This is a genomic window from Streptomyces sp. SLBN-118 (genome assembly GCF_006715635.1).
Taxonomy (GTDB): Bacteria; Actinomycetota; Actinomycetes; order Streptomycetales; family Streptomycetaceae; genus Streptomyces.
On sequence record NZ_VFNP01000002.1, the window covers coordinates 1,349,056 to 1,368,119 of the forward strand.

Annotated in this window: 15 protein-coding genes and 1 pseudogene; 8 read left to right on the forward strand and 8 right to left on the reverse strand. The window is 70.1% G+C overall.

Annotated features, from left to right (window positions below):
- Nucleotides 1-27: 27 nt before the first annotated feature.
- From FBY35_RS24770 to FBY35_RS24785, 4 genes are all read left to right on the forward strand, one after another.
- Nucleotides 28-816, forward strand: a complete 789-nt coding sequence (locus tag FBY35_RS24770) for an MIP/aquaporin family protein (protein WP_142216186.1) — start codon at nucleotides 28-30, stop codon at nucleotides 814-816.
- 30 nt (nucleotides 817-846) lie between these two features.
- The gene (gene glpK / locus FBY35_RS24775; RefSeq protein ID WP_142216187.1) at nucleotides 847-2,382 is read left to right on the forward strand and encodes a glycerol kinase GlpK; all 1,536 of its coding nucleotides are present in this window, start codon (nucleotides 847-849) and stop codon (nucleotides 2,380-2,382) included.
- Between the two features lie 6 nt (nucleotides 2,383-2,388).
- Nucleotides 2,389-3,993 carry a glycerol-3-phosphate dehydrogenase/oxidase gene (locus FBY35_RS24780; protein ID WP_142216188.1) on the forward strand — a complete coding sequence of 535 codons (1,605 nt, stop codon included), beginning with the start codon at nucleotides 2,389-2,391 and terminating at the stop codon, nucleotides 3,991-3,993.
- A 101-nt stretch (nucleotides 3,994-4,094) separates the two neighbouring features.
- Entirely contained in the window at nucleotides 4,095-4,766 is a 672-nt protein-coding gene (locus FBY35_RS24785) for a FadR/GntR family transcriptional regulator (protein WP_142216189.1), read from the forward strand.
- 58 nt (nucleotides 4,767-4,824) lie between these two features.
- On the opposite strand, the pseudogene FBY35_RS24790 reads toward FBY35_RS24785, so the two are convergent.
- A pseudogene (locus FBY35_RS24790) lies at nucleotides 4,825-4,971 on the reverse strand (SDR family oxidoreductase); the annotation flags it as partial.
- Nucleotides 4,972-5,244: 273 nt separating this feature from the next.
- Here FBY35_RS24790 and FBY35_RS24795 point away from each other — a divergent pair.
- Complete coding sequence (locus tag FBY35_RS24795) at nucleotides 5,245-6,237, forward strand: PAC2 family protein (RefSeq protein WP_142216190.1); 993 nt, start codon at nucleotides 5,245-5,247, stop codon at nucleotides 6,235-6,237.
- 58 nt (nucleotides 6,238-6,295) lie between these two features.
- Here the strand turns inward: FBY35_RS24795 and FBY35_RS24800 are convergent, their stop codons facing one another.
- Complete coding sequence (locus tag FBY35_RS24800; RefSeq protein WP_142216191.1) at nucleotides 6,296-7,261, reverse strand: superoxide dismutase; 966 nt, start codon at nucleotides 7,259-7,261, stop codon at nucleotides 6,296-6,298.
- Nucleotides 7,262-7,510: 249 nt separating this feature from the next.
- Between FBY35_RS24800 and FBY35_RS24805 the strand changes: the two genes are divergently transcribed.
- Together FBY35_RS24805 and FBY35_RS24810 are read left to right on the forward strand one after the other, a co-directional pair.
- On the forward strand, nucleotides 7,511-9,280 hold the full coding sequence (locus tag FBY35_RS24805; RefSeq protein WP_142216192.1) for a S8 family peptidase: 1,770 nt from the start codon (nucleotides 7,511-7,513) through the stop codon (nucleotides 9,278-9,280).
- Nucleotides 9,281-9,336: 56 nt separating this feature from the next.
- A complete protein-coding gene (locus FBY35_RS24810) occupies nucleotides 9,337-9,840 on the forward strand; it encodes a hypothetical protein (protein ID WP_260848808.1) in 504 nt (167 codons plus the stop codon).
- Nucleotides 9,841-9,911: 71 nt separating this feature from the next.
- Here the strand turns inward: FBY35_RS24810 and FBY35_RS24815 are convergent, their stop codons facing one another.
- The 5 genes from FBY35_RS24815 to FBY35_RS24835 form a co-directional block, all read right to left on the reverse strand.
- The gene (locus FBY35_RS24815; RefSeq protein WP_142216194.1) at nucleotides 9,912-12,956 is read right to left on the reverse strand and encodes an NPCBM/NEW2 domain-containing protein; all 3,045 of its coding nucleotides are present in this window, start codon (nucleotides 12,954-12,956) and stop codon (nucleotides 9,912-9,914) included.
- Nucleotides 12,957-13,049: 93 nt separating this feature from the next.
- Nucleotides 13,050-14,279, reverse strand: a complete 1,230-nt coding sequence (gene mshC, locus FBY35_RS24820; protein WP_142216195.1) for a cysteine--1-D-myo-inosityl 2-amino-2-deoxy-alpha-D-glucopyranoside ligase — start codon at nucleotides 14,277-14,279, stop codon at nucleotides 13,050-13,052.
- Between the two features lie 730 nt (nucleotides 14,280-15,009).
- Nucleotides 15,010-15,828 carry an SCO1664 family protein gene (locus tag FBY35_RS24825; RefSeq protein WP_142216196.1) on the reverse strand — a complete coding sequence of 273 codons (819 nt, stop codon included), beginning with the start codon at nucleotides 15,826-15,828 and terminating at the stop codon, nucleotides 15,010-15,012.
- Nucleotides 15,792-16,382, reverse strand: coding sequence for a DUF3090 domain-containing protein (locus tag FBY35_RS24830; RefSeq protein ID WP_142216197.1), 591 nt, complete (start codon nucleotides 16,380-16,382; stop codon nucleotides 15,792-15,794). The genes FBY35_RS24825 and FBY35_RS24830 overlap by 37 nt, the downstream gene beginning before the upstream one ends.
- A 97-nt stretch (nucleotides 16,383-16,479) precedes the next feature.
- Nucleotides 16,480-17,166: a histidine phosphatase family protein gene (locus FBY35_RS24835; protein ID WP_142216198.1), complete on the reverse strand. Its 687-nt coding sequence runs from the start codon at nucleotides 17,164-17,166 to the stop codon at nucleotides 16,480-16,482.
- A 67-nt stretch (nucleotides 17,167-17,233) separates the two neighbouring features.
- On the opposite strand from FBY35_RS24835, the gene corA reads away from it, so the two are divergent.
- Nucleotides 17,234-18,217, forward strand: coding sequence for a magnesium/cobalt transporter CorA (gene corA / locus FBY35_RS24840; RefSeq protein ID WP_260848809.1), 984 nt, complete (start codon nucleotides 17,234-17,236; stop codon nucleotides 18,215-18,217).
- 4 nt (nucleotides 18,218-18,221) lie between these two features.
- On the opposite strand, the gene FBY35_RS24845 is transcribed toward corA, so the two are convergent.
- Nucleotides 18,222-19,007 (reverse strand): ferritin-like domain-containing protein, encoded by a 786-nt coding sequence (locus tag FBY35_RS24845; protein WP_142216200.1) that lies wholly within the window; start codon nucleotides 19,005-19,007, stop codon nucleotides 18,222-18,224.
- Nucleotides 19,008-19,064 lie beyond the last annotated feature (57 nt).

Sequence of the window (19,064 nt, forward strand, 5' to 3'; positions counted from 1 at the left end):
CCTGGACGAAGGACAAAGGAGTCGCGGGTGTCCAACTCCGACATCTTCATCGGCGAACTCATTGGTACCGCCGTACTCATCCTGCTCGGCGGCGGCGTGGTCGCCGCAGTCGTACTCAAGCGCTCGAAGGCGCAGAACGCCGGCTGGCTGGCGATCACCTTCGGGTGGGGCTTCGCGGTCATGATCGCGGTCTACATGACGGGCACACTGTCCGGCGCCCACCTGAACCCGGCTGTCACCGTCGGTATCGCGATCAAGGACAGCGACTGGAGCCACGTTCCGGTCTACATCGCCGGACAGATGGCCGGCGCCATGCTCGGTGCCGCCCTGGTCTGGATCGCGTACTACGGACAGTTCCGGGCCCACCTCACGGACCCGGAGATCCTCGCCGCGCCTCCGCACGAGGAAGGCCTGGTCACCGAAGAGGCCGCACCCAAGGCCGGACCGGTGCTCGGCGTGTTCTCCACCGGACCCGAGATCCGCGTGGTGTGGCAGAACCTGGCCACCGAGATCATCGGCACCGCCGTGCTGGTGCTCGCGGTACTGACGCAGGGCCTCAACGACAGCGGCAAGGGTCTGGGCGTCATCGGCGCACTGATCGTCGCGTTCACCGTCGTCGGCATCGGCCTCTCGCTCGGCGGCCCGACCGGCTACGCCATCAACCCCGCCCGTGACCTTGGTCCGCGCATCGTTCACGCCCTGCTGCCGCTGCCCAACAAGGGCGGCTCGGACTGGGGCTACGCCTGGATCCCGGTCGTCGGCCCGCTGGTCGGCGGAGCCCTCGCGGCAGGTATCTACAACCTCGCGTTCGCCTAAGCCCTCCCTTCGATCTCGCAGGAGAACCCCGTGACCGACGCACACACCACCGGCCCGTTCATCGCGGCCATCGACCAGGGCACCACCTCCAGCCGCTGCATCGTCTTCGACACCGACGGGCGCATCGTCTCCGTCGACCAGAAGGAGCACGAGCAGATCTTCCCGAAGCCGGGCTGGGTGGAGCACAACGCCGCCGAGATCTGGACCAACGTCCAGGAAGTTGTCGACAGCGCCGTCGCGAAGGCCGGCATCACCGCCGCCGACGTCAAGGCCATCGGCATCACCAACCAGCGCGAGACCACCGTTCTGTGGGACAAGAACACCGGCGAGCCGGTGCACAACGCTCTCGTCTGGCAGGACACCCGTACCGACGCGCTCTGCAAGGAGCTCGGCCGCAACGTCGGCCAGGACCGCTTCCGGCGCGAGACGGGCCTTCCCCTCGCCTCGTACTTCGCCGGACCGAAGATCCGCTGGCTGCTCGACAACGTCGAGGGCCTGCGCGAGCGCGCCGAGCGTGGCGAGATCCTCTTCGGGACGATGGACTCGTGGGTCATCTGGAACCTGACCGGCGGCGTCGACGGCGGCCACCACGTCACCGACGTCACCAACGCCTCGCGCACCATGCTGATGAACCTGCAGACCCTCGACTGGGACGAGAAGATCCTCCGGTCGATGGACGTCCCGGCCGCGGTGCTGCCGGAGATCCGTTCCTCCGCCGAGGTGTACGGAGTCGCCAAGAGCGGCTCGCTCGCCGGTGTGCCGGTCGCCTCGGCGCTCGGCGACCAGCAGGCGGCGCTGTTCGGCCAGACCTGCTTCTCCGAGGGCGAGGCCAAGTCCACCTACGGCACTGGCACCTTCATGCTGATGAACACCGGTCACGAGCCCGTCAACTCCTACAACGGCCTGCTGACGACGGTTGGTTACCGGATCGGCGACCAGCCTCCTGTGTACGCGCTGGAGGGCTCCATCGCCGTCACCGGTTCGCTGGTGCAGTGGATGCGCGACCAGATGGGCCTGATCAGCACTGCCGCGGAGATCGAGACACTCGCACTGAGCGTCGAGGACAACGGCGGCGCCTACTTCGTGCCGGCCTTCTCGGGCCTGTTCGCGCCGTACTGGCGTGACGACGCCCGCGGTGTGATCGCCGGTCTGACCCGCTATGTCACCAAGGCTCACATCGCGCGTGCCGTGCTCGAGGCCACGGCCTGGCAGACCCGCGAGATCAGTGACGCCATGACCAAGGACTCCGGCGTCGAGCTGACCGCGCTCAAGGTCGACGGCGGCATGACCTCCAACAACCTGCTGATGCAGACCCTCTCGGACTTCCTGGACGCACCGGTGGTGCGCCCGATGGTCGCCGAGACGACCTGCCTCGGCGCTGCCTACGCCGCCGGTCTGGCCGTCGGCTACTGGCCGGACACCGACGCGCTGCGTGCCAACTGGCGCCGTGCCGCCGAGTGGACCCCCCACATGGAAGCGGACCAAAGGGACCGCGAGTACAAGAGCTGGCTCAAGGCCGTCGAGCGGACCATGGGCTGGCTCGAAGACGACGCTGACGAGGAGTAATACGAGATGACCACCCTGCAGAGCGTCCCCGCCCTGGGGACGCACCCGGCCTCCGGCTCAGTTCCGGGCCGCGCCGAGACTCGGGAGCAGCTTTCCAAGGCGACATTCGATCTCCTGGTGATCGGCGGCGGCATCCTGGGCATCTCCACCGCCTGGCATGCGGCGCAGTCCGGGCTGCGGGTGGCTCTGGTGGACGCCGGCGACTTCGCCGGCGCCACCTCCTCGGCCTCCTCCAAGCTCCTCCACGGCGGTCTGCGCTATCTGCAGACCGGCGCGGTGAAGCTGGTCGCGGAGAACCACTTCGAACGGCGCGCGGTCTCTCGCCAGGTGGCTCCCCACCTGGCGAACCCGCTCACCTTCTATCTGCCCGTCTACAAGGGCGGACCGCACGGCGCGGCCAAGCTCGGCGCGGGCGTCTTCGCCTACTCCGCGCTCTCCGCGTTCGGCGACGGCGTCGGCCATGTCATCAGCGCGTCCAAGGCGCAGCGTGACGTTCCCGAGCTGCGCACGGAGAAACTGAAGGCCGTTGCCGTGTACGGCGACGACCAGATGAACGACTCCCGGATGGCGCTGATGACGGTCCGCGCGGCCGTTCAGTCCGGCGCCACGGTTCTCAACCACGCCGAGGTCACCGGGCTGCGCTTCACCAAGGGCCGGGTGACGGGCGCGGAGCTCAAGGACCGCACGGACGGCACCGAGTTCGGTGTCAGCGCGCGGCTCGTACTCAACGCCACCGGTCCCTGGGTCGACCACCTGCGCCGGATGGAGGACCCGAACGCGGCGCCGTCCATCCGTCTGTCCAAGGGCGCGCACCTGGTGCTCAAGCGCACCTCGCCCTGGAAGGCCGCGCTGGCGACCCCGATAGACAAGTACCGCATCACCTTCGCCCTCCCCTGGGAGGACATGCTGCTGCTCGGCACCACCGACGAGGAGTACGAGGGCGACCCGGCGGATGTCGCCGTCAACGACAAGGACGTCACGCAGATCCTGGACGAGGCCGCGTTCTCCATCCGCGACCAGCAGCTGTCCAGGGACCTGATCACGTACTCCTTCGCGGGTCTGCGGGTGCTGCCCGGCGGGCCGGGCGACACCTCCAAGGCCAAGCGCGAGACGGTCGTCACCGAGGGCCGCGCGGGCATGCTGTCGGTGGCCGGCGGCAAGTGGACGACCTTCCGCCACATCGGCCGTACGGTGATGAACAAGCTGGCCGCCCTGCCCGGGCAGCCGCTGGCCGAGGACATGGAGCCGATCTCGCGGCTGCCGAAGAAGCTCCCGCTGCCCGGTATCGCCAACCCGAACGCGGTCGCGCACCGGCTGCTGGTGGACGGCGGGACCCCGGGCCCGCGGATGGCCGCGGACACCGCGCGCCACCTCGCCACGCACTACGGCTCGCTCTCCTTCGACATCGCGCGGCTCGCCAACGACGACCCGGCGCTGGCGGAGCGCATCCACCCGGACGCGCCGGAGATCTGGGCGCAGGTCGTGTACGCCCGTGACCACGAGTGGGCCGAGACGGCCGACGATGTGCTGCGCCGTCGCACGACGCTGACGATCCGCGGTCTCGCGACGGACGAGATCCGGGGCAAGGTCGAGGATCTGCTCGGCAAGTAAGGCAGCTTGGTAAGGGGCAGTCGCGTTGGCGGCCGCCCCTTACGCATGCCCCCTGGGGGACGCATAATGGGGCCGATACATCGGATGTATGGAGGTCACCCATGGCCGTGACCGACGAGGCCATCGAGAAGATCAAGGGCATGATCGTCTCGGGTGCGCTGCGCCCCGGCGACCGCCTCCCCAAGGAGAGCGAACTCGCCGCCGGGCTGGGCCTGTCCCGCAATTCGCTGCGCGAGGCGGTGCGCGCGCTGTCACTGATCCGCATTCTCGATGTGCGGCAGGGCGACGGTACGTATGTCACCAGCCTGGACCCGCAGTTGCTGCTCGAGGCGCTGAGCTTCGTCGTGGACTTCCACCGGGACGACACGGTGCTGGAGTTCCTGGCCGTGCGCCGCATCCTGGAGCCGGCCGCCACGGCGATGGCCGCGACGCGGATCAGCGAGAGCGAGCTGGACGTACTGAGCGCACAGTTGGACGCGATCGGGCCGCAGCCCTCGGTTGAGGAGCTGGTCGCCGCGGACCTCGAATTCCACCGCGGCATCGCGCAGTCATCGGGCAATTCGGTGCTCTGCTCGCTGCTGGACGGCATCTCCGGCCCGACCACCCGGGCCCGTGTCTGGCGCGGCCTGACCCAACAGGACGCGGTCGGCCGCACGCTCCACGAACACCGGGCGATTGTGGCGGCGCTGCGGGACCGGGACGGGGAGGCGGCGAGGTCATGGGCGACGGTGCATATCGCCAGCGTGGAGCAGTGGCTGAGATCCACGCTGTAGGCCGATGCGGCGGCCGTTGTCCCGCCCCGCCGAACAAGCCGCCGCAGGCGCACCCCCCTCACCGCAGCCCGAACCGCCGGCGTAGTCCCTGCATTCCGCCGTCGACCGCGGGCGCCGTTCCCGTGACGGCCGCCGCCGAAGGGTTCGCGAGATACGCGACGGCGGCCGCGACCTCGTCCGCCGAGACCAGCCGTCCGATCGGCTGGGGGGACGGTCCGGCTCATGCGCACACCCCACGGGCAGAACATCGGACCTCTGTTGGTCATCCGACGTATAGCGCCGCTCACGCGCCATCGTCCAGGTCCAGGACGAAATTCGGGTGCACAGCTCGGATGAATCGAGGCGTGAGTGCGGGGGCTCTCCGACGCATGCCCGACAGAGCGGAAGTTCACCCTGCCGTGCACGGGGGCTGCGGCCGGGCCCCAGGTAAGCCGTAAGGTTGGGGCGTACGAAAGGGAACTTCGGAAGGAGGCACTGGGTGATCGAGCTCGAGGGGGTACCCGAGCTGATCGACCCGGTCATGGTGGCCGCGTTCGAGGGCTGGAACGACGCCGGCGACGCCGCCTCCACCGCGGTCGCACACCTGGACCGGGAGTGGAAAGGCGAGGTGTTCGCGGCGCTCGACGCCGAGGACTACTACGACTTCCAGGTCAACCGTCCCACCGTGTGGCTGGACGGCGGGGTACGGAAGATCACCTGGCCCACCACCCGGCTCTCCGTGGTCCGCATCGGCGGCGAGAAGCCGCGCGACCTGGTGCTCGTGCGCGGCATCGAGCCGTCCATGCGCTGGCGCTCGTTCTGCAACGAGATCCTGGGCTTCGCGCATGAGCTGTGCGTCGAGATGGTGGTGATTCTGGGCGCGCTGCTCGGCGACACGCCGCACACCCGGCCGGTGCCGGTCAGCGGGATCACCTCGGACCCGGATCTGGCGAGGACCATGGATCTGGAGGAGACCAGATACGAGGGTCCGACCGGGATCGTCGGCATTCTCCAGGAGGCCTGCACACACGCGGGTGTTCCGGCGGTGAGCCTGTGGGCCGCGGTGCCGCACTATGTGTCGCAACCGCCCAACCCCAAGGCGACGCTGGCGCTGCTCAACCGCCTGGAGGACCTGATCGGCCTGCGGATCCCGCTGGGCGAACTGCCCGAGGACGCACGGGCGTGGCAGCTCGGCGTGGACCAACTGGCCGCCGAGGACAGCGAAGTGGCCGAATACGTCCAGACGCTGGAGGAGGCGCGGGACACCGCGGAGCTTCCCGAGGCCACGGGCGAGGCGATCGCCCGCGAATTCGAACGGTATCTTCGGCGGCGCGACGGTGGTCCGGGGCATGCGACCGACGGCGGCGAGGGCAGTTCGTATCTGCGCGACACCTCAAGCGGGCGCGCCCGTCCGCCGATGCCGCCCCGTACGGAGCCCGATGCCGATGCGGACAGCGATACCGGCGACGAGGACGATTCGTCGGAGGACTGAGTACGGAACGGAGAAGCGGGGCGGCACCGGTGCGGTGCCGCCCCGCTCTTGTCAGGGTTCAGATCTGATCCACCGCCACCGCTTCGTACGTCGTGTCGGGCTTGGGCTCCACATCGAAGCGGGCGTTGGGCAGATAGACACGGTCGCCCCATGCCGCAGCCGTGGTGGGGATCTTGAAGCGTGGATCGGTGATGCGCGCGATCGCCGTGCCGCGGGTGCCGGACTCGTTGAGCCGCAGCACGTCGATGGCGTTCTGCTGCTGCTGTACGACATAGAGCGTGCGGCCGAGCAGCAACAGGCCGTCCCCGTTGGGGAGTTCGATGCCCCCGATGTCGACGGTGCGGCCGATGCCAGTGCGCGGGTCGACGCGCACCAGACCACCACCGTCCGCAAAGGCATTGACCAACAACAGTGCGCTGCCGTCCGGTGTGCGCTCGATGCCGTTGGCCGTGAAGCTCGGACCCTGCTGCCAGTCGCCCGTCAGCGGCACGGTGGTCACCGCGTCTCCCGGCTCGCCGTGCCGGTCCAGGGGGAGCCGGTAGATCTGCGCCTTGAAGGAATCCGTGAACCAGGCGGCGCCCGGAGTGAGGATCACGTCATTGACGAAGGTGCCGTCCGAGCCGACGGCGAAGGTCTTGAGCAGCCTCCCCGAGTGGACATCGGCGACCCGTATCTCCCGGCTGGGGCCGCCACTGAGGAAGAGCAGTCGCTCGCGCCGGTCGATTTTCAGTCCGATCACGGGATGAGCGGCGCCGCCGCCCTGGCTGATGACGCATCCACGGCCCGTGGCCAGGCTCGCCCGGTAGATGTCGCCGTTCGCGATCGATCCGAAATAGGCGTACGGACTCCTTCCGATGGTGATGCCCTCGGGGTGGAATCCATTCGGCAACGGGAATTGGGCGGGCCGGCGCGCCCCGATGGATTCGGCCGCGCGGGCCACCCCCTCCAGAGGGGCGACCAGCGCCGCGCCACCGAGGGCCGCGACCGCACCGAGAACTCGTCGACGTGCTAAGGGACCGTTCATTGAGCGTCCTTCCGACACACGTTCTACAGACGCTCTCACCTCAGCACACACCACACGACTCTGCAGTGTTTGGCCGAATTGCGGCGTGACATCGGCTTCAAGCCGAAATGCACGGGCTGCCCAACCAGCTTGAATTCAAACGTATTTCGCGCAAGCAGGGTGGACGGACCGGGATGGCGGTAGCAGGGTGGCCACCGACAGCACAGAGCACGGACACGGAGCACGCACCCGAAGGGAGCGGTCATCGCGATGACCGAGCAGGCACTCCCAGGTCAGGGCCCCGGAACGACGGGCCCTGGACCCGACGGAGCTGGATTCACCTATCAAGGAGCCGAGCCGGAGCTGATCGTCGTCGCCCGGGCCGAGGCCCGGCTGCGCGCCGGCACGGATCGCGTACGGTCGGCCTCCGGGGCCGACATCTCCGCCCTCAACATGTTCCTCAGCGACGAACAGCTCGCCCTGGAGCCGCTGTTCGGCAACGAGGAGCGTACCCGGTCCGCCCTGCCCTCGCCGCCCGCCGGGCCGCCCGGACGGGGCACGATGCCGGACCTCTCGCTGTTCTACCGCGTACGGGGCGGGGGTGACCGCGCCCGCGAGCTGACCGCGCGGCTGGCAGCCCTCCCCGAGATCGAGACGGCGTACGTCAAACCCGGTGCCATGCCCGCGCGGACGGCACCACAGGGCCCGGCGGTGGCGCCCCTCACGGAAGAGGCCAAACGACTCAAGGAGGGTGCGCCCGCGACCGCCGACTACACCGGCCGCCAGGGCTATCTGCTGCCCGCGCCCGAAGGAGTGGACGCGTACTGGTCCTGGCAGCGTCCCGGCGGTTCGGGCCAGGGTGTCACCGTCGTCGACGTCGAGGGCGCCTGGCAGCTGGGCCACGAAGACCTGGCGGACAAGCTGGCGGGCATCGTCGTCGGCAATCCGGTCCAGGACGTCGCCTGGCGCAACCACGGCACGGCGGTCCTCGGCGTCATCGGCGGCGACCGTGACGAGAAGGGCATCACCGGGATCGCACCCGAGGCGGTGACCGCGGCCGCCTCGTTCCAGGGCCTCGGCTCGGCCGCGGCCATCCATGCGGCGGCCGAACGGCTCTCCGCCGGCGACATCCTTCTGGTCGAACTCCACCGGCCGGGACCGCGGTTCGACTTCGAGGAGCGCGACGACCAGCGAGGCTACATCGCGCTGGAGTGGTGGCCGGACGACTGCGCGGCGATCCGCTGGGCGAGCGAGAAGGGCGTCCTGGTCGTCGAGGCGGCGGGCAACGGCGCCGAGAGCCTGGACGACGCGCTGTACGAGCGCCGACCCGACGAATTCCCCGAGTGGTGGCGCAACCCCTTCAACCCGTCCAACCAGTCGTCCGGAGCGATCCTCGTCGGAGCGGGCGCTCCCCCGCCCGGGACGCACGGCCGCGACCACGGTCCCGACCGCTCGCGGCTGGCGTTCTCCAACTACGGGGCGCGAATGGACGCCCAGGGCTGGGGCCGCGAGGTCACCACGACCGGCGGTTTCTGGGACCGGGCGGGTGATCTCCAGGGCGGCGCCGAGGAGATCGCCTGGTACACCGACACCTTCTCGGGTACCTCGTCCGCCTCGCCGGTCGTGGTCGGCGCGCTGGCCTGCCTGCAGGGCATCCTCAGGGCCGCACAACTGGCCGTGATGGGCCCCGAGCAGGCGCGCGACGTCCTGCGCAGGACCGGTTCGCCGCAGCAGGACGCCCCGGGACGGCCCTCCTCGCAGCGGATCGGCAACCGCCCCGACATCAAGGCGGCCGTCACCCACCTGATCCCGGCCTCGGTCGGCTCGGGCCGGGCGGAACGGTACTGGGACGAGCTGGTGCCGTATCCCCGTGAACTTCCGCCGCGCATGAGGCTGTTCGTGGCCGGCGCGTGGCGCAACCTCAACCACCCCGCCCCCGACATCCGCCAGGCGGTCCATGCCGCCTTCGCGGGGGGACGGCCGGACGTTCGCGTCTGGTACTCGGACGACGAGGTGGTGGGCCTGGTCGTCGCCGGATGAACCACAGGACCACCGGATCACTCGCCGGAGGAATCGAAAGGGAAGGTGAACATCGCATGAGCACCACCCCGCAGATGAACCCCAGCACCATGAGCCAGCAGTACGGGCATCAGCAGTACGGGCAGCAGGGCGCGAGCACGGCGCCGCCCCAGATGGGCCTCCAGAGCCAGCAGAGCCACATCCCGCTCGCGCAGGAGATGCAGCAGCTCAGCCAGCAGCAGCCCTACCAGCAGTTGCTCCAGCAGCTGGCCGGTCAGCAACACCAGCAACACCCGCAGCAGCAACACCAGCAGCAGCCGCCGCTGGTACTGCCGGGCGCGGTCGACAGCCAGGCCATCACGAGCGGTATCGCGACGAAGTTCTGGGACGTCGTGACCCCGCTGCCCGGCCAGCCGTCGATCCTCTACCTGTTCATCAACAACGGCTGGCGCCGTCTGGTCAACCCCAACGCGGTGACGCATGACCAGGTCCAGGATGCCTTCGCCTTCGGTCAGCAGGTCATCGGGATCTACGAGTCGACGAACGATGTCATCCAGGCCGTGATCGTGAACAAGCAGTAGCGCCAACTCCCCGCACAGAGGGCGCCGGGTGGGCAAGAGCCACCCGGCGCCCGCTCACGTGACAGCGCAGCCTAGGCACAGTTGAAGCGGGCCGCCGCCCAGTCGCCGTGGTCGCCGGTCTTCGAGCCGTTCGTGTCGGTGACCTTCAGCCGGACATGCCGCGCCCCTGAGAGCGGCACATCGACCGGTACAGTCGCCGACGCGCCCGTCACCTTGGGCGAGGTCCACAGCACCTTGCCGTCCCCCTCGACCGAGAAGGCCACCTCCCCATAGCCGTTGATCTCGTCGTCGATGCCGACGTCTGCGGTCAGCGCGGTGCATCGCCCGCCGAGGTAGACCTCGATGCCGGAGTCGGCGTGGGCGCCGATTCCCTTCTCGTACGTCTTTCCCCCCAGGGTCAGCACGTGCCCGTCGGCGGCGCCCGACTCGCCGTTGCTGCGGTCGCGTTCGGCGGGCCCGTAGCCGTTGGCCGCGGTGAGCCAGACCAGATCGCTCGCCCATGCGTCGGCGACCGGCGGCTGCGGCATGACCCCGACCGCGAACCGCTGGAGCGACGTGCGGTCGCCGCCCGCCGACCGATGCCGTGCGACCGCGGTCAGCGTCGTCTCGCCCAGCGCGGCGTCCTTGGCCGGAGTGACGGCCACCTCGACGCGCCGGGTGGTCCCCGCCGGGATGCGGTCCACGGCCGGGGCAGGACTCACCTGCCAGCCCGCCGGGGCGTTCAGCGAGACCTGGACCGCCGTGGCGTCCTGGGTGCCGGCCGTGACGTCGACGGCCACCGTGCCCGCCACGCCCGCGCCGAGCTCCTGTCCGGCCGGGACGGCGACGGCAGCGGCGGCTCCCGCCACCGCGCCGCCGACGGCGCTGGTGTCCTTCAGCTCAAGGCCGAAGCCCCGGTCCGTGCGCAGGGACGGCGTTTTGACGCTCACCACGCCGCCGCGGTCGTCCCGGTCGTACCACCAGCCCTGCCCGGCTTTCTCGTACGCCGCCTTCGAGTTCAGCCTCGGCAGCACCCGGCCGTCGAGTACGACCCGGCTCGGCGCGTCGCCGGTGTGCACGCTGAACCGGTACGGGCGGGTGGCCTGCTTGCCCGTGAACTGCCCCTGGCTCGCGCCGATCCGGATGGTCACATCGCCCGCTCCGCTGTGCGGCGCGTCCACGGTGGCGCGCTGGGTGGCGTACTTCCCCGCGCGGTGCTCGCGCGTGACACCGTCGTCCTCGTACAGCGTGAAGGACGAGCGCCCCTGCGGGTAGATGTCCCAGGCGAGCGGGGAATCGGCGGTGCGGTCCGCGTACGAGCGGATGCCCGGCCACATCGGGACGGCAGCTCCGGCTTTCACGAAGAGCGGCAGCGTGTCGAGCGGCGCGCTGTAGCCGTCGACGGTGACCGGCCCCTCGTAGGTCCGTCCGCTCCAGTAGTCGATCCAAGTGCCCTTCGGCAGATAGATCCCGTCCCGCCTGACGGCGTCCTGGTAGACGGGCGCGACCAGGAAGTCCTCACCGCTCAGGAACTCGTACTTGGCGGCGTCCGTGGCCGCCTTGGGATCGTCCGGGTACTCCAGGGCGAGCGGCCTCGCCAGGCCCACGCCCGTCAGCGTCGCCTCGTGCGCGTACGAGTAGATGTACGGGAGCAGGGACTCGTGCAGCTTGAGATAGCCGCGGTTGACGGACGTGTAGGGCTCGCCGTAGCGGAAGGGCTGCTTGTCGTGCGGCGCCCAGCCGTCCATGGTCATCGTGACCGGCAGGAACATCTTCCACTGCAGATCGCGCGCGTACGTCGTGGGGCTCCCGCCGAAGATCCCGTCCACGTCGCCCGTGGTGTACGCGAGACCGGACATGCTCGCGCCCGCGTACGTCGGGATCTGCCAGCGGATGTACTCCCAGCTGCCCGACTGGTCGCCGGACCACTGCACTCCGCAGCGCTGCGCCCCCGACCAGCTCTCGGGCGCCCAGGTGAAGCCGCGGGCGTCGCTGTTGTCCTCGATCCCCCTGTGCGCGTCCTTGCAGCCGTCGAGCGCGAACTTGTAGCCCTCGCCGACCCAGGCGACGTCCAGCTTGGCCACCCGCTGGCCGGCCCTCACCTGCTCGGCGAGCTTGCCGATGCCGTCCTCGGTCCACAGGCCCATCTGCATTCTGCGGTCCCGGAGCCCCTGGCCTGTCTCAGCCAGGTTCTCGTATCCGCATCCGTAGCCGTCGTTGACGAGCATCCAGCCACCCGGCATGTCGTTGTCGACGTACCCGTCGGCGACCTTGAGGGCGTCGAGGGTGTGGCGCTCTCCGCGGTTGGCGTTGTGCAGGTAGCAGTCGGCGTCGCCGATTTCGAGACCGTAGACGGGCGGCATGAAGGGCTTGCCGGTCAGCCTCGTGTACTGCCCGATGACATCCTTGGCGCTCGGCCCGGCGAAGTAGTAGGCGTCGAAGCGCTGTTCCCTGGCGGTGGCTGTCACGGGGTCGTCAAAGACGTACGTGTTGGGCGCGTACGTGTTCCGGTAGACGCCGTAACCGGCCGAAGAGAGGTAGAACGGAACGGAGTTGGGGTGCCCGCCGTCGTTCCAGTTGTAGTCGACTCCGACCTCGACGGTCTTGCCGCGGTGGGAGGTGTTGCCGCGGCCGTTCTGCATTCCGGCGCCGTAGTACTGCTCGTCGGCGCCGCGGGCGAGAGTCTGGGTGGTCCGCTCCCGGTTCCAGGTCAGGCCTTTGGTCTCGGCCCAGAGCCGGGTGCCGTCGGCCCGGTGGAGGGCGAAGCGGAGCGGCGACTTGTACGCGCGCAGTGTGACCTTGGTGGTGCTGAGTTCGTACCGGTCGCCCCGCTCGCGCCAGGTGGTTGCCGGCGGGGCGCCCTGGGGCAGGACGATGTCCGTGCCGGTGGGGTCGGTGAAGGCTCCGTCCGGGGCGAGTTCGATACGGAACGTCTCGGCGGAGACGAAACTGACGCGCGCTGCGGCGCGGCCGGCGGTCAGCCGGTAGACACCTCCGTCGTGAGCGAACCCGGTGACGTCACCGACCGTCGTGTCCGCCGGGTCGGCCTGTGCGCCCGTGACCTGCGGCACGAGGGCGGCGAACAGACCGAGGAGCGCGGCAACGACCGCTGATCTCAAGCGTTTTGGGGATCCCATGGCGCCGTGTGTAACGCGTCGCCGCGTACATGACCATGGACTTGTGTCCGGCCGCTCCTGGACTTATCGAAGCCGGGAGCGGCCGGAGCGGGTCTACAGTGCTACGCCCAGCAAGGCGTCGACGGCACGCGAGACGAGGCCGGGCGCGCCCTCGTCCGTGCCTCCCCCGGACTGCTGGAGCGCGGCCCAGCGGTCGACGGCCACGAGCGCGGCGGGGGCGTCCAGGTCGTTCGCGAGGGCGTCGCGGATCTCCTCGACGAGCGCGTCGGCGGACGGCCCGTCGGGCCGGGACACCGCCGCGCGCCAGCGGCCGAGCCGCTCCACGGCGTCCTGGAGCACGTCGTCGGTCCACTCCCAGTCGGCCCGGTAGTGGTGCGACAGGAGCGCGAGGCGTATCGCGGCCGGGTCCACGCCGTCGCGGCGCAGCGTCGAGACGAAGACCAGGTTGCCCTTGGACTTCGACATCTTCTCGCCGTTCAGGGCGACCATGCCGGCGTGGACGTACGACTTGGCGAAGGGGTACTGGCCGGTGAGCGCCTGGGCGTGCGAGGCGCCCATCTCGTGGTGCGGGAAGGCGAGATCGGAACCGCCGCCCTGCACGTCGAAGCCCATGCCGAGGTGGTCGAGCGCGATGGCCACGCACTCGATGTGCCAGCCGGGCCGCCCGCGGCCGAGGCTGCCGCCGTCCCAACTCGGCTCGCCCTCACGGGCGGCCATCCAGAGCATCGGGTCGAGCGGGTTCTTCTTGCCGGAGCGCTCGGGGTCGCCGCCGCGCTCGGCGGACAGTGCCCTCATGACGTCGGCGTCGAAGTGGGACACCCCACCGAAGTGCGGGTCGGACTCGACCGAGAAGTACACGTCGCCTTCGAGCTCGTACGCGGCGCCGGCGTCCCGAAGGCGCTCGACGAGCGGCACGATGCCGGGTATGGCCTCGACGGCGCCGATGTAGTGCTGGGGCGGAAGCATCCGCAGGGCGGTCATGTCCTCGCGGAAGAGCGCGGTCTCGCGCTCGGCGAGCTCGGTCCAGTCGTGCCCGTCGCGGATGGCACGCTCAAGGAGCGGGTCGTCGACGTCCGTCACGTTCTGGACGTAGTGAACCTGCCGCTTGGTGTCGAGCCACACGCGCTGAACGAGGTCGAACGCGTTGTAGGTCGCCGCGTGACCCAGGTGGGTCGCGTCGTACGGAGTGATGCCGCAGACGTAGATACGGGCGACGGGACCGGGGTCGAGGGTCACAGGACCACCGGTCGCGGTGTCGTGGATCCGGAGGTCGCGGCCCTTGCCGGGCAGGGCGGGGACCTCAGAAGCGGGCCAGGCATGCATGCAATGAGCCTAACCGGACGCGGCTTCCGCATACGACCCGGCGTCGGGATCGGGACACGGCGAGTGGGTGCGGTGCCGGGGTGCGGTTGTGCGGGGTGCGGTTGCCGGTGCCAGTGCGGGGTGCGGTTGCCGGTGCCGGGGTGCGGCGTGCGGTTGCCGGTGCCAGGGTGCAGGTTGCGGGGGTGCCCGGTGCCGCGGGGTGGGCGTCTGGGGTCCGCTCGGGGTGGAGCCGGGACTGCATGATTTACGGCGCGTCTCCGGCGTGCGGTGAGGCGCGGGCGTCCCAGCGCCACAAATCACGCTCTACGTCCCGACTCCACCCGCTCCGCGGCCCCCTTGCCCGGTGGCAGCAGGCGCGCGCCCCGCGCCGCGAAGCGGGCGCACCTTCCCCTCCCCTGCGGGCCCGGGCGCCCCTCGCCGCGAGAACCGCGCGCTCGGAGGCGGTTCCCCCCTGCGGCCCCGGAGACCCTCGCGAAGCCCGGGCGCCAGGAGGAGGTCACCCCGCGCCGCGAAGCGGGCGCTTCAGAGGTTGGGGGCGTCAGCCCCCAACCTCCCCTCCTCCCTGCCGCCCCGGGGGCCGTCGCGAAGCACGCGCGTCAGGAGGCGGTCAGTCTGCGCCGCGAAGCGGGCGCTTCAGGGGTGTGGGGGCGTGAGCCCCCACCTTGCACAAGGGGGCCGGGGCGCAGCCCCGTTTCGGGAAAGGGCGGGGTGGGGAAACAAACCCCCTACCTCACACCGGTGGCCACGGAATCGCCGGCCACTCCCCCGACGGCACCGGATGCCTCCCCGCCGCCGTCAGCTCCCCCACCCGTCCCCTCAGCGCCTCCACTTCCGCCGCCGTCAGCAGTTGCTCCAGACGGGTGGTCAGAGGCCCGCCCGTCGACAGGGCGTCCGACAGGGACGCCAGCGCCGACAGGGTCTCCTGCGGGAGCGGATCCCCCGCCCACCCCCACAGCAGCGTCCGCAGCTTGTCGTCGACGTTGAACGTGACCCCGTGGTCGATCGCGTACAGATGACCGTCCGCCGTCGGCAGCAGATGCCCGCCCTTGCGGTCGCCGTTGTTGATCACCGCGTCCAGCACGGCCAGCCGCCGCAGCCGTACGTCGTCCGCGTGGACCAGCAGCGCCGTACGCCCCTCGCCCACATCCGCGAAACCGACCGCCTTCCAGCCCTCTCCGGGCTCCTCGTCCTCGACGAGGGCGAGCAGGGACTGTTCGGGGTCGGCCTCGATCCAGAGCTGGACCATGCCCTCGCCGTACGGCCCGTCCCGCAGGACCGTCGGCGGGACCAGGCCCCACCCCGTCGCCTCGGAGACCTCGTACGCCGCGACCTCGCGCTGGGCGAGCGTTCCGTCCGGGAAGTCCCACAGCGGCCGCTCCCCGGCGACCGGCTTGTACACGCAGTGGGCCGTTTCGCCCTCGTACGAGACGGAGCAGTACAGCACCGCGTTGGACGCCTCGCGGACCCGTCCGCGCACCTTCAGCTCACCCTTGGTGAGGAGATCGAGTGCGGTCAGACTCCGCGGCGGTATCCGTTCTGGCGCGGGCATACGTGTCCTTCCGGATCGAGCGGCAGGCTGCACAGCGGGCACGGCGGCCGGCCGGCGTTGACCACGTCCAGCGCGCGTTTGGCGAAGGCCCTGGCCTGCGCGCCGGTCAGCCGGACGCGCAGCATCGGCGGGCCGTTCTCCTCGTCCTGGAGCAGCCGCTCCTCGGCCTCGGCGAGGTCCTCCTCGGAGTCCGCGTCCAGTTCGACGAGCGCCTGCGCCTCGACGATCATGCGCTGTTCCTCGCCGTCCCAGGCCAGCGCCATCGTGCCGACCCGGAACTCCTCCTCGACCGGGGCGTCCAGCGGCGCGGTGTCCGAGACATCGGCGGGTGCCACGGCCGGAACCGGTGCGTTGCCGCCGGTGCGGCGTACGACCTCGTCCAGCAGTTCGTCGATCCGCTCGGCGAGCGCGGCAACCTGGGTCTTCTCCAGGGCCACGCTGGTGATACGCCCTGCGGCCGAAGCCTGCAGGAAGAACGTACGGCGTCCAGGCAGCCCGACCGTACCGGCCACGAAACGGTCCGGCGGATCGTAGAGGAACACCTGACGGGACACGCTCTGTCTCCCTCGCGATCTGTGGGTCGGTCGGCCCGGTGGACTTGTCGGGCAGGCATACGGGTTTTCGGCCCGTCCACCCTACTGCGCGGAGCGATCACGGGGCGCCCGCGCCGCCCCCGACGACTCCGGCCCCGCCACCGCCGTTCCCGCGCGGCACCAGCGAGCCGAAGTCCCCGGTGTCACCGAGGCGCAGGAGGAACGGGCGGGTGCGTGTGTACCGGATCGCCGAGACGGAGCACGGCTCCACATGGATCCGCTGGAACAGGTCGAGATGCATGCCGAGCGCGTCCGCCACCAGAGACTTGATGAGGTCGCCGTGCGAGCACATCACATACACCGCGTCCTCGCCGTGCGCGGACTCCACGCGCGCGTTCCAGTCGCGTACGGCGTCGACGGCCCGCGCCTGCATCGCCCGCATCGACTCCCCGCCCGGAAACGCCGCCGACGAGGGGTGCTGCTGCACGATCTCCATCAGGGGTTCGTCGGCGAGCTCGGCGAGCTTGCGGCCCGACCAGTCGCCGTAGTGGCATTCGCCGATCCGCTCGTCGGTCTGCAGCTCCAGTCCCGGCCGGGCGTCGAGGAGGGGCCGCAGCGTCTGCACACAGCGCTCCAGCGGGCTGCTGACGGCTGCGGCGAGCGGCACATCGGCGAGCCGTGCGGGCAGCGCGGCCGCCTGTGCGGCGCCCCGCTCGTCGAGGAAGACGCCGGGAGTCCAGCCGGCGAGCACCCCCGCCGTGTTGGCGGTGGAGCGTCCGTGGCGTACGAGGATCAGCGTGGCCATGCCCGTCAGCCTAGGCCGACCGGCGCCGAAGGGTGCGCCTGGGACGTGTGCGGGGAAGAATGCCCTCGTGATCGTGGACTGCGCCATCTACCGCAATGGGCGCCGGACGCAGGGCCCGCCCGACCTCTCCGATGCCCTGGCCGAGGCGCGCGCCACGGGCGATGCCTTCCTGTGGATCGGTCTCTACGAGCCGACGGAGAAGGAGTTCGACCACGTCTCGGCGGAGTTCGGGCTGCATCCGCTGGCGGTGGAGGACGCGCTCAACGCCCACCAGCGGCCGAAGCTCGAGGTGTACGACGATTCGCTGTTCATGGTCCTCAAGCCGGTGGTGTACGCGCCGGAGACCGGCGCCGTCACGACGGACGAGCTGATGGTCTTCGTCGGTGACTCGTTCGTGGTGACCGTGCGGCACGGCGAGAGCTCGCCCCTGCATGCCGTACGGCTGCGTCTGGAGGCAGAGCCCGAGGTTCTCAAGCACGGCCCCACGGCGGTGCTGTACGCGATCAGCGACGCGATCGTCGACCACTACGTCGATGTCGTCTCCGAGCTCCAGGTGGACCTGGAGGAACTGGAAACCGAGGTCTTCGCGCCGGTGGGCGGCGACGCGCGCAACAGCGCGGTGCGGATCTACACCTTCAAGCGGCAGGTGCTGGAGTTCCGCCGGGCCGCCGCCCCGCTGGCGGCACCGATGGCTCGTCTCGCGAGTGCGGGCGTGCCGTTCGTCCCTCAGCACTCGCAGCCGTTCTTCCGGGACGTCAACGACCATCTGACGCGGGTGAACGAGCAGGTGGAGGGCTTGGACCGGCTTCTGTCGGACGTCCTGTCCGCCCATCTCGCACAGATGGGCGTGCGGCAGAACGACGACATGCGCAAGATCTCGGCGTGGGCGGCCATGGTCGCGGTCCCCACGATGGTCGCGGGGATCTACGGCATGAACTTCAACCACATGCCCGAGCTGCGGTGGGGGTGGGCGTATCCGGTGGTCGTGGTCTTCATGGCCGGTGTCGTGTACGGCCTGTTCCGGCTGTTCAAGCGCCGGGGCTGGCTGTAGGCGCTCAGAAGACGGGCGCGGCGGCCGGCGGACCGTCGAGCGCACCCCGGCGGGCGGGCATTCGCAGGCTGACCATCCGGTGCCAGCCGCCGACGCGTTCGTAGCCGTACATCGCGTGGATACCGGCGCTCAGCGCGGCGGACTTGGCCTTGGGCCAGTGCAGCAGGCGTCCCATGTGGCCCATCACGGCGAGGCTGACGTCACGGTAGACCTGGATCTCGGCGAGGGCGCTCTCGCGCAGCACCCGCTGGATCGTGCGGCCGTGGCCCGCGGCGGCCAGACCCAGCAACTCCTCGTGGCAGTACGCCAGATGGTTGCCCTCGTCGTTGCAGATCATGGTGATGGCCCTGCCCAGCTCGGGGTGGTCGCCGAAGTGCTTCACCAGCATGTCCATCTGGTCGGCGGCCCGCTGTTCGGTGACCCGGCTGTGCGAGAGGTAGACGACGATGTCCTGTTCGGTCAGCGGCTGGTCGCGGCGCAACTTCTCGTGGGTGAGTCCGATGCTCCGCTTTTCGAGCAGCATCGTGTAGTCGGTCTCGGGCGGGACGGGCACCGGTTGAAGATTCCGCTTCTTGAGCAGGGCGTTGAAGATTCTGCCGTGCTTGTCCTCGTCGGCGCCGTGCCGGGTGATCTTGGGTGCGAGGTCCTGCATGCTCTCGGGTACGAGGGCGGCGATACGGCCGTTCTCCCAGCCGCCCTGCGCCTCGCCGCTGGCGGCGATCGAGCAGAAGAGCTGGAAGGCGTCGTCGCTGTCGACGATTTCCTGGAAAAGACTTCGGGCCGAAAGCATCACTGCACCTCCAAGAAGATGTCCGCAAATAAAGAGTCAAATGCGGTACGGGAGGCG